This is a genomic window from Paenibacillus agaridevorans (assembly GCF_018604145.1).
Classification (GTDB): domain Bacteria; phylum Bacillota; class Bacilli; order Paenibacillales; family Paenibacillaceae; genus Pristimantibacillus; species Pristimantibacillus agaridevorans.
Map to the genome: position 1 here is coordinate 6,038,833 of NZ_CP075889.1, position 13,855 is coordinate 6,052,687.

Here is a 13,855-nt window from a genome sequence, read left to right on the forward strand (position 1 = left end):
ACATTTAACGGGACTGGGAGTATCTTAACGATACTAGTTAATTGAATATTTCGGCGCGGTATAGCCACTCGGTTAAAGAGTGAGAGCCATGTTATTAATGAAATTGAGCCATGATGTTAAAGGGGAGAGCCCTCGTAGTGGGCAGCCACTGAAGGATTTAAGCTTCAATTAATTGTGTTTTGCGCTTTCGCATAGAATCTTCGCCATCAATAAGGATCTGATAGGAATTATGCACAATGCGGTCGAGAATGGCGTCTGCCATCGTATGCTCTCCAAGTTTGTCATGCCAGTCGTCTGGCGCAAATTGAGAAAAAAAGATGGTTGAAGCGCTCTGATGACGAGCTTCGATGATTTCAAGCAAATAACGCGACTCCATCTGAGCCAAAGAAACGAGAAGCCATTCATCCACGATGAGAAGGCGAACTTTCTTGTAGTGAGCGATGACCTTCTTATAGGTCCCTTCTCCACGAGCAATAGCTAAACACGAGCAATAGCTAAATCGGTTAAGAGTTCGGGCAACCACAATGTATTTGGTCGCGTAGAGACTGCGACAAGCGGCGTTTCCGAGCACACAGCCGATAAAGGTCTTACCTGCACCGGATGCACCTATCCCCGGGCGCTTAAAGGTGGCCTTACTCCTTCAAGCTGCTAAAGGAATCGTCACCAATGATAAGGTAATCGAGCACTTCAATACAGACGATATGAACAAGCGCTGAATTAACGGTTCCGACTGATATAATATGGATCCCGGCTACGGCCTAAGGTCGCTCTTAAAGGTGAACTTATCATCAAGTCCTTGGAGCTTCGCACATTCACGGATAGACAGGATCCGATTCTCTTCCGGATGAAGGAGCATCGATTTTCACGGGTTAACTAGCGTGTGACAGTAGGCTCATCCCATGCTAATTGCTTATACATATCGAGCGCCCAATCACCCGCCCAGGAACTTCCATCGAGATAATCCAGCTTAACACTGCGCTATTCCGAGAGATTCCGCGTAAAGCAAAAAAACTTGAAAAGCAGGCAACCCCAACCATTGGGATTGCCTGTTGTCATAGGTTTGATGGCATTAATCCATTTCGTTCATAATCCTTGTCAGCATTATAACCGCCTCGGCACGAGTAGCGGTTTCCTTCGGCGCGAACAAGCTTGGGGTGCGACCTTGTATAATCTGGAGCGAGGCCGCGGCTCTAACGGCATTTAGACCCCATGATGCAACTGCGGCTTCATCGTTAAATGCAGAAGCTTCCGTTTCATTTAGGTCGGTACCTTTCAACACCCTATAAGCCCGCATCATTACGGTTACCATTTCTTCACGAGTCATTCGTCCATTCGGATCGAATATCGAATCGCTCTTCCCTGTTACAATGCCAGCACCAACCGCCGATGCAATTGCTTCCTCGTACCAAGAGCCGGGGCGAATGTCCGTAAATGTAAGCTCACCCTCTGCTTCAATCTTCAACGCCCTCATCAACATGGCAATGAATTCAGCCCTCGTCGTCCATTTGTCCGGATCGAGGGTTTCCTTGCTCGTGCCGTTCACTATAAGCATAGCCGCTAGACGTTCAATCGCGCCGGAAGCCCAATGACCTGACGGCACGTCAGCGAAAGTCTTGTGAAGCGATAATACTCCGTATTGTCCTTGATGCTGCACTTCCGCGACCCATTGCCCGCCTTCCAGCTTCCCTCCAATAAATCCGAGAGTTCCATCCATATCAATTCGATAGATCCCAGATGCTTGAGGTCGAATGGATGGATCAACCGGGAACCGAAGGATTACCGGCTGATTAATCGTTTTTTCCGCACCATCATTCGCCACAAGCTTGATATCGATCTCAAATAAGGGACCGAACGGCTTCAGTTGCGCATATTGACTTACCATAGCTCGATTCAACAGTTTTTGCGCTTCAAACTCCTCAAGCTCGCTTATATTTATTTCCAAAGAGCCGTTCATCCATTGTTGGGCTGAACCCCTCCGACTACCAATCAAGTCGGTTGGCAAATCTAACGTCAGATTCGGCATTTCAACGCGCAGCCCCTTATGCTTCACAATTTCCGCTACCAAGATGGAAAGTTCGGCACGATTCTCATCTTTGTTGCTCGACATAATGATTGTATCGTCTTCTATAGTTTTGGTCCAAGCTACAGGATCGATTTGTCCCGAGTTACCTTCGCCGCTTCCATTGCCATTGTTTCCATTTCCGCTCGAATCGGAACGAATCACCGTAAGCGTATGGAACTTGTAATCTCCGTTACCGGCGGTAACTTTGATTTTGATCTTGTTTTCGCCAATGCTCAGCGGAATAGGCGCGGATGCTCCAGCGCTCTCCACGTCGACCCCATTAACCGTTATGGACTGTTCAGGGGAGTTGCCGACTGGCGTTATTGTTAACTTTTATTCTGGCTGTTCATGGCGGGAATGATGGTGCCTTACCAAATGGGCATAACGGTCCGGGAATGAAGCCAAAGCAGGCGGAGCACATTCTAATGTCAGTTTTCTATACCACGATATGTCTTCGGGAATAGGTTAAAGTTCCTGTCAAAACCGGGAATGGGATAAGGTTTTTATCTCCCGACAATTTCTAATATGCAGTGTCAGAACTTTTATCTTTTTCAATATCTGATTGTAAAATAACTTATCCTTCCTTCTAAATAAAATATAGTACTATAATAAAAAATTAAAGTGTTAGACTGAGAAAATAATATATTGGACTAGGAAAATAAAGTTGTAGACTGGCGCCCATTGGTTAAACGGGCAGGATAGTTGAATTGGGGGTGGGGGAATTTGAAAATTATAAAGTCTGCTTGTTTTTTTTGTCTTTCTTTTTCAATTTGGGAAATAGGAAAGGCGGCACCCCCACCCATTCATAATATTCAGTCAAACCATATATTTCAGCCAAACTGTAAACGACTAAAAATGGTAAAAGAACAATAGCGAAAACACCAAAAAATAATCCGAGGGAAATAGCTTTCACAATCTCGCTTATTTTCATAAAACTCAACTCCCAATCTAAATAGGATTTTGAAGACAAATCGCCATAGCCAATGGCATAATGTGATTAAATATCAACTGCAATAATGAATCGCTGGGCCTCAAATTAATATCGTAATACGATATAAATATGAAAAGGAGCATGTATAAATGCCAAAGCAAAACTTATCGAAATCCTTGTATGAGCAGTTGGCGGATTTTAGATATAAGCTGCGCATATTTGTTCACTTCAGTGAAAATGCCGCCAGGGAGGTAGGTCTAACCCCACAACAACACCAATTAATCCTTGCCATTCAAGGATATCCGGGACGTGATTACGCAACCATCTCCGAGGTGGCCGAAAAGCTGCAGATCACGCACCATGCTTGTGTTGGTTTAGTAACTCGCTGTGAAAAATCCGATCTGGTCAAGCGACGTCCTAATCCGGAAGATGCACGAAGCGTTCATATTGCATTAACGGATAAAGGCATCGAGCTCTTGGCGCTTTTATCGTCCGTGCATCTAATGCAGCTTCAAAATCTCCAATTTGATCTAACTTCGTTAAAAGATATTCACTAATCGAAAATTGCTGAAACCAACATATTTGCTTTTGGAGTGTTAACCTAAACATTCCTGTTGAGCCTAAGAAATGGGCTTTGAAAAAAAGGGAGCGCCTCGGTATGATGGGTTTGTCGACAACACATCAAGGAGGCGCTCTTACTATGAAGTTTAAGCAATCAGATGCACAAAATCAACGGATTGAACAAATTACAACTTCACATCTCGTTATCGGGATCGACATGGCTAAAGAAACGCATGTCGCACAAGCTACAAACTTCCGTGGTATCGTTGTTTCGAAACGGCATCTTTCATTTTCCAATAGTATCGAAGGGTTTACGAAACTGAGTCGCTGGTTAGCAGAACTACAACAAAAGCATCGATTAAACGAGCTCATCATTGGCATGGAGCCAACCGGTCATTATTGGTTTAACCTTGCCAACTGGCTACTAGATAAGGGTTTACACGTAGTCATGGTTAACCCGGCCACAACGAAGAGAAACAAAGAAAACCGAGATAATAGTCCATCAAAAAATGATCCCAAAGATGCACTGGTCATTGCAGACGCAGTCAGTCGTGGCTTTTACTACGAATATAAGCGTCAGTCGCTTGTGTTCCAGCGATTACGGACGATGATGAGCGACCGAGAATTTTGGGTGTCGAATAGTGTGCGGCTGCAGAATCGGATCGTGCGTTGGCTGGACATTCGCTTTCCCGAATATCCTTCAGTATTCAAAGACTGGACATGTAAGCGATCATTGGCGACCCTTAAAACGTTTCCTTGTCCGCGAGATCTGGAGACATACACCGTGACGGACGTAATCGATTCCTGGCGAGTCCATATGCAGCGTGCTGGAGGTTCTACAGGTACTGAGAAGGCCGCGCTACTCATTGCCAGGGCAAAGAACAGTGTCGGGGAACGAGCGGCTGTAGAAGAAGCAAAGGCAGATTTGCAACGGCTCATTGAAGAATATGAGCGAGTAAGCAGCATGCTTGAAGAAATTGAAAAAGAAATAGAGAATCTGCTCTCTGAGATTCCAATGGCGGAACAACTCCGCACAATAAAGGGCCTCGGCAGAATCTTCACAGCGGCCATACTAGCTGGCACAGGAGACTTAAGACAGTATGCGCATGGACGTCAGGTATTGAGGAAAGCTGGCCTAAACTTAGCTGAAAGCACGTCAGGAAAGCGAAAAGGACGAATTGTTCTTTCGAAACGAGGAGACTCAGCTTTGCGAAAATATCTTTATCTGGCGACGGTTCAGCTCGTATGGAACAACCCTGTGTTCCGCCATCTTCATGAACATAATGTACAAGAAAAGAAGATGAAAAAGCAGCAATCCATATTTAAGTTAATAGGAAAGCTGGCACGCATTCTAGTTGGGATTGTACAACGGGGAGAACAGTTCACACCAGAAAAAACAGTCCATACATGGGCAGAAGCAGCGTAACTTAAGTTAGCGGCAAACACGTATATTGACTCATTCGCAGGATTCTACAAAGAAAGCACGGAGGACCGAGTTCGTTCCCCTTAAGGGCTCAGACCCGTCCGCTAAACGCTATCGGTCTCCACACCTTGGACAAGTATAACGAAGGAATGTAAGGGCAATGACCCGTTGAGTCATGGGAGGGTGAACCCCAAGGGATTAGTGGAGTATGCGTGCAGTAGAAATGAATTGGGGAATATTCCCTAACGATTCCTCTATTTCCGCATGCCCAGCCGACCGCCACAACCGGTATTGTCTACGCTCAGTCCTAAGTTATATCTGACCGAAGGTGATGGAATCCTGCGAATGAGTGAGTATATGTGAGATAAATCCTTAAAAACGAGGGACGGGGAACTTTAGTTCAACACTCCATGGAGCAAATTGTGAATCAGCAGCTGCCCCATTTTACATTAAACTAAAGGGCAGTTTAACGTAACAAACTCATTAGTATTTGCGTATTAAGGTTACGTGGTAAAATATGGTGGGTTATGAGTGAGAACCTTTTAGGGTGTGAACAAAGGGCATTGAGGGATATGTGATGAAAAAAGACTTGGATGGTGAGCAACCCAAAACACCCGAGGAAGCCATTGCGATACAGCACAGTAGATCACCAGGTGGTCTCGATATTCCGCTGTATGACGTTGACGGTGAAACTGTAATTGGTGTGTTTCATGTTAGAGAAAAGTAAAAAAGTATATTATGTATGTTCAAGGTTACGCTAACGGGAAACGCTAGCCATACGACAGATGAACGGCAGCTAATCAAGCGATCGGTTGCCGTCATTCGTTAAAGTAAAGGGCAATGTAGCGTAATACACACCTTAAATTTTAAAAGCATATTTTGAAGTATGATCGCAAATTTCGTCGCATCTTTAAAGAAAGCAGACAAGTCACAAAACTCTATGGTCTATTAAACAACAGTAAAATTGAGGTAAACTAATCGCCGCATAATCACATCTGTTCAGTGATATATCGATGCGGACGTTATTAGAGGAACGATTCCTTCGATGAAGACAACACATGAATTATCGTGGACACCAGAACTGTAGGTTGCAGAATATGTGGAGGACAAAGTACATGGATAAATTAATTGGTATTTCTGACATGAATGGTGTACTTGTAACAGATAGAATTTTTAAAGAGATTAATAGATTTAATGAAGGATTTGCACTATTCACCGAAAATGGAAGGTTCAGATTTTTAGAAAGAAATAGCCTTACAGCGGGGCTAGAGGATTACGGCTATGCAACCGACTACTTTTATGGGTATGCTGCTGTAAGTAAAGAGGTGGGTGGTAAGACTGGTTTTATTAATTCTAAAAGCGAATTAAAAATTAACTACCAGTTTGACGGTTTTGCTAGGTTTACAAAAGATGGTATTGCCGTAGTTAGAAGTCAGGGTAAGTTTGGAGCTATTAATTCGAATGGAGATATATGTATTCCGATAAAATATAACCGTATGGATCCATATTCAGAAGGTTTATCGCTAGTGGAGATAAATAGGAAATGCGGTTACTTGAACAAAGAAGGTGATGTAGTAATTTCAGCACAGTGGGCAAATGCGCAGATGTTTTTTGATGGAATTGCGGTTGTAATTAATGATTCATTTAAGTCAGGATGTATAGATGTTAACGGAAATGTTAGAGTTCCTTTGAAATATAAACATATAGGGAATATGCGTTCGAATCGAGCACTATTCCAAAGAGGGAAAACATATGGTTTTTTGGATTCTGACGGTAATGAGATTATTCCTAATAAGTATAAAAATGTTGACGAATTTTCAGATGGATTAGCACCTGTTATTGAAAAAGATAGATGGGGCTATATTAACTTAAACGGAGATTATGTGATTGAACCAAAATTTGATTTTGCATTAAGATTCTTCAAAGGTTTTGCGCGGGTGACGTATAAGGGTAGGCAGGGTTTGTTGAACACGAATGGTGATCTCATTACATTTAAACAATTTCAATATATGGATTATCCTTCTGAGGGACTTGTGTTAGTTGGACTAGAATAATCGTAGTTTGGATTAAGGGAACTTCTTATCCAGCGATGTTTAAAGAGTGAGCCACTGGTATTGATAACAGCATTCCCGATCAACTCTGAACACGTCAAATCACCAAATGCAGTATAATACTTTATTTTGTTTGGACACCTTCTATTAGCTAGTATAGCTTAATACTACACCTCCTCCAGGTTTTATGGAATGGCGTTTCCGGGCGGAGCACTTTATTTTCTTCTGACACGGATACTAGAAATACAAAGAAAAGCAAAAAAGACAGGTTTCCCTGTCTCTTTTACCTCGGCTGGCAGCGGTGCGGTGAAGTTCCAGCTCGTACTCCTGATTCGTCCAGATGTGCCGGTACAGCAGAACGATACGCTGACGACTGTAAGACTTAATAGTAAAGTAATAGACTCGAGTAGACCTGCATTAAAGTCTGCAATAGCCCACAAAGTCTGCCACTGATCGCTTAAAGTTTACCACTAAGCCGAAGAATTTCAGGTATCCTACCCCTGATTTTCGCTCGGCTTTTTCTCATTCTTTTCACTAGACATCTTTTTCTCTGGCCTTTCCTCGATGCCTTTCCCAACTGTTCCTTTCACCTCAATAGTCTCGATGAATGCCGCATCACGTTTGCATTCTCAAGCTTTTTCCAAGTTGTTTCCTCGACGTACTTCCTTTAGCTCCTCCAAGAACTCGGTCCAATCGGATAGGCGAATCTTCGGATAGGTGTTGCGGATCTTGTGCACCACACAATGCTCGACATCCGCTTTGGGATAAGCACTTCTAAATGCATCCTCGAACCCCGCCAGGCCATCAAAAACACCAAGGAGCACTTCTGTGGCGTCACGGCGTTGTATCATGCCTCAACCTGCCGATGTCGGGCGCCATCCACTTCCCATCGCCGCAGACGTAGGGCCGGAATTGTCTTCTTTCGCGCTTTTCAATATTTGAGTATTCCATATCTCACTTAGAAAGGCCCAATCAGCCCCATACTCTAGATCCTTCTGTTGAACTTCATTTATCAAATGAGAATAGCGGATAACAAATTGTGCCAACATAAAACCGAGGTGAGATTATGCATAGCGCAGAATTCGAGAGTTTTTTTGCCAACCTATCCGATTCATTCAGCAACAGTTCGGACTTCACGATAAAGAACTACGTCATCCGCAATACGGAGGTACGCCTCTGCTTTCTTAGCTCGCTCGTGGATTTCCGGAAAACGAACGAATATTTAACGCGAATCGGATCATTGATGGCGGAAGCGGATTCCGTTATGGAGAAACTCGCCCTTCATGGCGGCGGGCAGGAGAACGTCCCTTACCGCGATGCTGTTTCCGCCTTGTCGAAAGGCAAATTGCTAGTCGTCTCCGATCCAGAGAATTACGTCCTGCTCGATCCGCCTCAAGTTCCTGTGGAACGTAATATTCAAACGTCGCTAAGTGAAAATATGATTCAAGCTTCCTTCGACGCGTTCACCGAGAATATTGATACCAATATCGGCATTTTGCGCTCGAAAATCGCAAGCTCGAATCTGGTTATCGATACTTTCGGCGTAGGATCGGTAAATCCCCGGCAGATGGCGGTCGTATATTACAGAGGAATCATAAAGAACGAGATCGTCGATAACGTGCTTGGGCGATTGAAGAATAACCATCGAAGAGAAATTAGAAACGTCCAAGACTTATGCAGAATACTAGGCCATAAATGGTGGAACGTCATCCCGACGTCTGTATCGACGGAAATCCCGGCTGAGACGGTCGAATATTTGACAGAGGGACGCATCCTCCTTTTTATGGACAATTTTCCATTCGCTTTAGTGATTCCTGCGATCGTATCGGATATTTGGTGCATTAAATCGGATGCTAATTTCCCCGTTATCTTTATGGCCTCCATTCGCATCGTTCGGATGATCGGGTTGCTTGTCTCCACGGTTGCCCCGGGCTTATACGTCGCGCTCGTTGCCGTTAACCCCGAGGCTTTGCGCATCCAGTTGGCTTTGGCGGTCGCGCGAAGCAGGGAAGGTGTTCCATATCCGGCCGTTATCGAGATCATTCTGATGCTGCTCATTCTCGAGATGATCGTCGAAGCAAGCGTTCGGCTTCCGAAAAGCATAGGGCCTACAATCACAATGGTTGGGGGCATCATCCTCGGGGAAGCCGTCGTGCAGGCCAAGCTCGTCAGCAACTTGCTGATCATTACGCTGGCAGCCACCACGATCGCCAATTTCACCGTCTCGGGAATCACCCATATGCTTATGATTCGTTTGATGAAATACGTCGTCTTGGTTCTAAGTGCCATTTTCGGCATCTTGGGGCTGATCGGCAGCTTACAGCTCATCGGCTGCTATATGGCCGCCATCACGACGATGTCGATTCCCTATCTATCGATAAAGCTGAAGGAAGCAGAACGATATGAGTAAATTTTACCTACTCTTCTCTTTCCTCGTCGTTCATATGGCCGTCTTTTTCTTCGCCTTTCCGGATACGGCCATCGGTGTCGACACATACGCTTATTGGATGCCGCTGTCGTTCCTGCTCGTATTCGAATGGGCGCTGCTGGGGATCTACATGAAAGGGTTGTCGTTTTTTCCGGGGCGAAATTTGGCCGATGCTTTGAACGAGACGACGGGGAAGTGGATCGCGAGCCTCGTTTTGCTCCCTATGATGATCTATATGTTGTCCGATATTATTTTGATGGCGCGCAATATCGCGGCGATGATCATCATCGTTTTTCTTCCGAAAACGCCGCTTTGGGCTCTATTGTGTTCGTTCATCGTCGTTCCCGTTTTTTGCGCCGCGAGCGGGCTTCATACTATTCTTCGATCCTGCGCGCTGTTCATTACGCTTTTCCTTCCGATCCTTCTGTTTTCGATTTTCAGCGCCGCAAGCAACGTCGATTTTTACAATGCGCTTCCGATCCTCGACCGGCAACCGTCATTTTTGACCGACCGCAACTTCTATTCCAGTACGTTCGCGATCAGTCCTTTTTTGTATCTGGGAATGGCAAGGGCGAGTCAATTAAAGCTATTTCCGAATCCGAGGTACGGATATCTTGCTTTTTTCGGTTTGCTGCTGTTATTGCTCGTTTCCGTTTACTGGCCTATCCTCATCTTCGGTAAATCGTCGGCAGAAACATTTCACTTCCCATTCGTCATGGCTCTGGATACGGTGAATCTGGAATGGTTCCTTTTCGATCGAATCACGATGTTTTTTATTATTTCCGTTGCCGTTTTTTCGTCCATGCACAGCGCCTTGACGCTTTGGGCATTGAGCAAAATAGCTCACAGTCTATTCGGCAAAATACGTAGGGAATGGTACATCGTCGTTCTCGGTTTTCTCTTTTTCGCGGGGGCTTATTCTATTCCCAATTACGATTGGATCGAACAACTGACGGTTTGGCAAATTCCCTGGCGGATGTATTCAATTGTCGGAATTCCCCTCTTCATACTAACCGTCGGCTTATGGCGAAGGAGGCGTTCGGCTTGAATCGACGGCTTCTCTTTACGGGCTGCATTGTACTTTCGATCTGCGCGTTCCTGCTTACGGCATGCTGGGATATCAAAGACATCAACAATCGCTATCTACCGATTGTAATGGCAGTGGACGACAGAGAAGGCGGCAAGTATCGTGTCGTTTTGCATTATCCGCTGCCGGGGGGCCAGGGCTTGGCTTCCGTAGAAGAGAGTGCCGCGACGGTCAGCAAAGCGATCGACTTGATGAGGACGAACGTGGAAAAAGATATCAGCCTGCTGCATATCAAATTGCTTATCATCAGCAAAAAGCTGGCCGAGAAAGGAATTGGCGAGCTGCTGGACGTGTCCTTGCGTTCCAGGGAAATCTCGCCGAAAGCGCTGCTTGCAATTGCCTCCGACGACTTCGATCTGATGAACGAAGCACTTGATAAAAGCAAAGGTACGGAAACAGCGTCCTTTGACTTTTTCAACAAACAAGCTGGCTGGACGCCGAATATTCCCATTACGCCTCTCTGGGAAGCCTACGGCGCCTGGCATAGCCGTACGGAGGACGTTGCCATCCCGCTGATTTCGACAGGAAAGGAAAAAGGGCAATTCGCCTTCGAAGACTCGGCCGTTATGCGGGAGGATCGGATGGTTGCCGCGATATCTAGGGATGACACGATGTTATATAATTTGTTTCATGGTCAATACGAGGGCGGGACGTTTGAAATCGATAAACAAGTCACCGTCAGGATAATCGAAAGCTCGATTACACATCGTACAAAGTGGGTACAATCCTTTCCGACGATGACAAGCCGGATCAAAATCGTAGCGCTAGTTTTGGAGAATAAAGGGGGGCCCGTTTCGAACGAAGAACTGAAGGCGATGATGGAACGCTCAATTCGCCGGAGATGCGAGGCTTTGATCGGAAAGCTGAACACGAGTCGCGCCGATCTGCTGGGGACGGGCAAATATTTCAGAGGAATAATGTCCGACTCCGAGCGCGAGCATTGGAAGTCGGACTGGTATCCGAAGCTTAAGCATGAGGTTGAAGTGAACGTGACGATCGGCAATGCCGGTTACCTTAAAAGCAAACAAAAGCATATCTCCACATATCGTGATCGAAATGAACGATAATTCGGATCAACTGCTGAAATCGATGTATTAGTTCGTCTTAAGCGGAATGGCAGCATGCCACCGTTCCGCTTGTCAATCTTTTTGGGTTCTCAATCCGAAAAGGCAGCGAATCTTCCGCGAGTGCAGGCAAAGAAAACGTCCCGTACATGCCTACAAGTTTGCGGATATGCTCCAACAACCCTTTTTCGCCTATTTATCCAGTTAAACGATCTCGTGAATGGTGAACCAGTTGCCGATATCTTCGAAGATTATATTACCCCTCGGCTCGCCATCGGGGCTGTGATAGACGACGATCTGTCCCTTTTTCCACTTGAGAATCGCATTCTTCTCCCCATGTTACTTGCTTCGCTTTAACATGCTGTTCGAGCGTCATTTCTCCTCCGTATATTCTGTAGAACGGATAAGCGAATGGCATCAGATACGATAATGCTTGACCCGCTTCCTTCATCACGGACAAGCTGTGAACCAGGAGCTTCACGCTCTTGTGGTATTCCAGCCTTGTCGCCACGTCCGCGATTACTCCCAAATCGTAAGGCACTCCATGAATGTATACCTCATGCAGAAGGACGATAACGGTCGGGGCCAATTCGCCTTCCGAGAAGTAGCCCCAAATCATCTCCAGAGCAGCTGCCACCAAGGATTCTTCGGTGATGTATTCGCGTTGAAACGCGAAAACAAACAATCCATGGCATTCCTGCATATCTTTCTCCGTTAAGGATCAGGTCTCGCCCCTAGTCCCCCTGCCATTCTTGATCGTCCCTTCTGAATTACATCACAACCGGAAGGCGGTTTGCCTGCTCTCGTAGGCCACTTCCTTGTTGTTTAGAAAGTTTCCTGAACGACATCCTTGGCCAGGTCCGAATCTTTGGTAATCGCATAAGCGGAATAAAAAATTTGCTTGTATTGAGAAGCATACATGACATTGAATTCTTCTTCCGTTACGCGACACCGCATTTCCTTGACGCTATTCATTGAGATACGTCGTCACTCGGTTTTGGATTAGCTTGCTAACTTCTTCGGCAGACTTCTGACCGCTCATATACGCCGCGAACTCTTCCATCGCAATCGAGGTGACTTTAAAATCGCTGTCGCTCTTTTTGCCGGCCTCCTCCAGCAGCTTCCGAACGGATTCAATTTGTTCATTATCGGAGCTTCCAAGCTCTTTGAATTTCTTGTCGACAACGCTTTTATTCAAAGGTATCCCTGTAAGATCCGGCGAAGCCTGCATCTCGTCCGAAAGCAAAAACTTGATGAATTCCCACGCTTCCTGCTGAACTTTCGATTTGCTGTTCATCCCGAGTTTAAAGTAAGTTTTAAATGAACCTCCCTGTCCATCTCCGTGTACGGTCGGTTTTTGAAAGAACGCCGACTTCGGATTACTCGCCAGTTCGGGACTGGAGAATCCCCCCAGCGACAACAACGCTTTGTCGTAATCGTACGAAAATTCTTCCTTTAGAATGCCATCGTCATACAACGATTTGACTTGCTGCATCATGTCTCTGAACAAGTCCGAATCGAAATTGGCCTTGCCGTGCTGGACGAGCTGCGAATAATTGCTCTCGATGTAATCGTACAATAACTGATTCGAGAACAAGTTGATGAAGGTAACATATTCCGGACCCGCTTCTTCTTTAAGCTTCTTAGAAATCTCTTTTACTTGGTCCCATGTCCAGGTCTTGTCGTCGATCTCGATATTCGCCTTTTTCAACAATTCGGTATTTCCTTGAATGAGGTCTAGCGCGAAAGCAACCGGCATGACATATAGGCCGTCCCCGCTTTGCGACGCTTTCAGAATGTTCTGGTAGTATTTCCCTCTATCAAAAGAGGAGTCTTTTGTCATCATCTCGTTTAAATCGACAAGTAAATTTTTTCCAATGAATTTGTCTTCGGGCAGATCGTTCATCAGGATCAAGTCGGTTGCTTTACCGGAGATGGCTTGCGTCGTTACGGTCTGAATGAACTTTTCCATATCCGCTTGAGAGATCGGCGGACTCATTCCGTTTTCCGATTTTGGCATAGCCAGGAATTCTTTGATTTCAATATGAATATCCGGTTGAAGCGCTTCGAATTTCTGAACCGCCGTTTCCAGAAACCGGCCGGAACTCATGACGGCAATGGAGACGTTTTTCTTGCCCCCCTTTGAATCGCCCTCCTGACCTTCCTTGTTTCCTGAGCACGCAGTCAACATTAATACAACTATAACGATCAGGATCAATAAACTTTTCTTCTTCAACATCCTCATCTC

The 13,855-nt window shown here is 45.5% G+C and carries 12 protein-coding genes and 2 pseudogenes; 7 read left to right on the top strand and 7 right to left on the bottom strand.

Annotated elements, in window-relative coordinates; genetic code table 11:
- Positions 1-157: 157 nt before the first annotated feature.
- The 4 genes from KJW29_RS24135 to KJW29_RS24150 all read right to left on the bottom strand — a co-directional run bounded on the left by KJW29_RS24135 (position 158) and on the right by KJW29_RS24150 (position 2,993).
- On the bottom strand, positions 158-610 hold the full coding sequence (locus tag KJW29_RS24135; RefSeq protein WP_214631294.1) for an ATP-binding protein: 453 nt from the start codon (positions 608-610) through the stop codon (positions 158-160).
- Positions 611-751: 141 nt separating this feature from the next.
- A complete protein-coding gene (locus KJW29_RS36245) occupies positions 752-856 on the bottom strand; it encodes a DNA cytosine methyltransferase (protein WP_246608357.1) in 105 nt (34 codons plus the stop codon).
- Between the two features lie 213 nt (positions 857-1,069).
- Positions 1,070-2,386 carry an S-layer homology domain-containing protein gene (locus KJW29_RS24145; protein WP_281426386.1) on the bottom strand — a complete coding sequence of 439 codons (1,317 nt, stop codon included), beginning with the start codon at positions 2,384-2,386 and terminating at the stop codon, positions 1,070-1,072.
- Positions 2,387-2,792: 406 nt separating this feature from the next.
- Positions 2,793-2,993 carry a hypothetical protein gene (locus KJW29_RS24150; RefSeq protein WP_214626559.1) on the bottom strand — a complete coding sequence of 67 codons (201 nt, stop codon included), beginning with the start codon at positions 2,991-2,993 and terminating at the stop codon, positions 2,793-2,795.
- A 149-nt stretch (positions 2,994-3,142) separates the two neighbouring features.
- On the opposite strand from KJW29_RS24150, the gene KJW29_RS24155 reads away from it, so the two are divergent.
- From KJW29_RS24155 to KJW29_RS24170, 4 genes are all read left to right on the top strand, one after another.
- On the top strand, positions 3,143-3,550 hold the full coding sequence (locus KJW29_RS24155; RefSeq protein WP_214626560.1) for a MarR family winged helix-turn-helix transcriptional regulator: 408 nt from the start codon (positions 3,143-3,145) through the stop codon (positions 3,548-3,550).
- A gap of 143 nt (positions 3,551-3,693) precedes the next feature.
- The gene (locus KJW29_RS24160; RefSeq protein WP_214626561.1) at positions 3,694-4,980 is read left to right on the top strand and encodes an IS110 family RNA-guided transposase; all 1,287 of its coding nucleotides are present in this window, start codon (positions 3,694-3,696) and stop codon (positions 4,978-4,980) included.
- Positions 4,981-5,554: 574 nt separating this feature from the next.
- Positions 5,555-5,704, top strand: a complete 150-nt coding sequence (locus KJW29_RS24165) for a hypothetical protein (RefSeq protein WP_214626562.1) — start codon at positions 5,555-5,557, stop codon at positions 5,702-5,704.
- A 388-nt stretch (positions 5,705-6,092) separates the two neighbouring features.
- A complete protein-coding gene (locus tag KJW29_RS24170) occupies positions 6,093-7,031 on the top strand; it encodes a WG repeat-containing protein (RefSeq protein WP_214626563.1) in 939 nt (312 codons plus the stop codon).
- A gap of 629 nt (positions 7,032-7,660) precedes the next feature.
- Here the strand turns inward: KJW29_RS24170 and KJW29_RS36250 are convergent.
- Positions 7,661-7,876, bottom strand: a pseudogene (locus tag KJW29_RS36250) (transposase); the annotation flags it as partial.
- A gap of 218 nt (positions 7,877-8,094) precedes the next feature.
- Here KJW29_RS36250 and KJW29_RS24180 point away from each other — a divergent pair.
- From KJW29_RS24180 to KJW29_RS24190, 3 genes are read left to right on the top strand one after another with little or no spacing between them, the layout of a single operon-like run.
- The gene (locus tag KJW29_RS24180) at positions 8,095-9,438 is read left to right on the top strand and encodes a spore germination protein (RefSeq protein WP_214626564.1); all 1,344 of its coding nucleotides are present in this window, start codon (positions 8,095-8,097) and stop codon (positions 9,436-9,438) included.
- Positions 9,431-10,504, top strand: coding sequence for a GerAB/ArcD/ProY family transporter (locus tag KJW29_RS24185; protein ID WP_214626565.1), 1,074 nt, complete (start codon positions 9,431-9,433; stop codon positions 10,502-10,504). The genes KJW29_RS24180 and KJW29_RS24185 overlap by 8 nt, the downstream gene beginning before the upstream one ends.
- The gene (locus KJW29_RS24190) at positions 10,501-11,610 is read left to right on the top strand and encodes a Ger(x)C family spore germination protein (protein WP_214626566.1); all 1,110 of its coding nucleotides are present in this window, start codon (positions 10,501-10,503) and stop codon (positions 11,608-11,610) included. Before KJW29_RS24185 ends, KJW29_RS24190 begins: the two co-directional genes overlap by 4 nt.
- Before the next feature lie 253 nt (positions 11,611-11,863).
- On the opposite strand, the pseudogene KJW29_RS24195 reads toward KJW29_RS24190, so the two are convergent.
- Both KJW29_RS24195 and KJW29_RS24200 read right to left on the bottom strand, forming a co-directional pair.
- Positions 11,864-12,313 (bottom strand): annotated as a pseudogene (locus KJW29_RS24195) (GNAT family N-acetyltransferase); the annotation flags it as partial.
- A gap of 261 nt (positions 12,314-12,574) precedes the next feature.
- Complete coding sequence (locus KJW29_RS24200) at positions 12,575-13,846, bottom strand: ABC transporter substrate-binding protein (protein ID WP_214626568.1); 1,272 nt, start codon at positions 13,844-13,846, stop codon at positions 12,575-12,577.
- Between the last annotated feature and the right edge of the window lie 9 nt (positions 13,847-13,855).

What these genes read in the sequence shown, in the direction of transcription:
- KJW29_RS24160 (WP_214626561.1), top strand. Translation starts at nt 3,694, where the DNA reads ATGAAGTTTAAGCAATCAGATGCACAAAATCAACGGATTGAACAAATT.
- KJW29_RS24150 (WP_214626559.1), bottom strand. Translation starts at nt 2,993, where the DNA reads ATGAAAATAAGCGAGATTGTGAAAGCTATTTCCCTCGGATTATTTTTT.
- KJW29_RS24170 (WP_214626563.1), top strand. Translation starts at nt 6,093, where the DNA reads ATGGATAAATTAATTGGTATTTCTGACATGAATGGTGTACTTGTAACA.
- KJW29_RS24155 (WP_214626560.1), top strand. Translation starts at nt 3,143, where the DNA reads ATGCCAAAGCAAAACTTATCGAAATCCTTGTATGAGCAGTTGGCGGAT.
- KJW29_RS24185 (WP_214626565.1), top strand. Translation starts at nt 9,431, where the DNA reads ATGAGTAAATTTTACCTACTCTTCTCTTTCCTCGTCGTTCATATGGCC.
- KJW29_RS24165 (WP_214626562.1), top strand. Translation starts at nt 5,555, where the DNA reads ATGAAAAAAGACTTGGATGGTGAGCAACCCAAAACACCCGAGGAAGCC.
- KJW29_RS24200 (WP_214626568.1), bottom strand. Translation starts at nt 13,846, where the DNA reads ATGTTGAAGAAGAAAAGTTTATTGATCCTGATCGTTATAGTTGTATTA.
- KJW29_RS36245 (WP_246608357.1), bottom strand. Translation starts at nt 856, where the DNA reads ATGCTCCTTCATCCGGAAGAGAATCGGATCCTGTCTATCCGTGAATGT.
- KJW29_RS24180 (WP_214626564.1), top strand. Translation starts at nt 8,095, where the DNA reads ATGCATAGCGCAGAATTCGAGAGTTTTTTTGCCAACCTATCCGATTCA.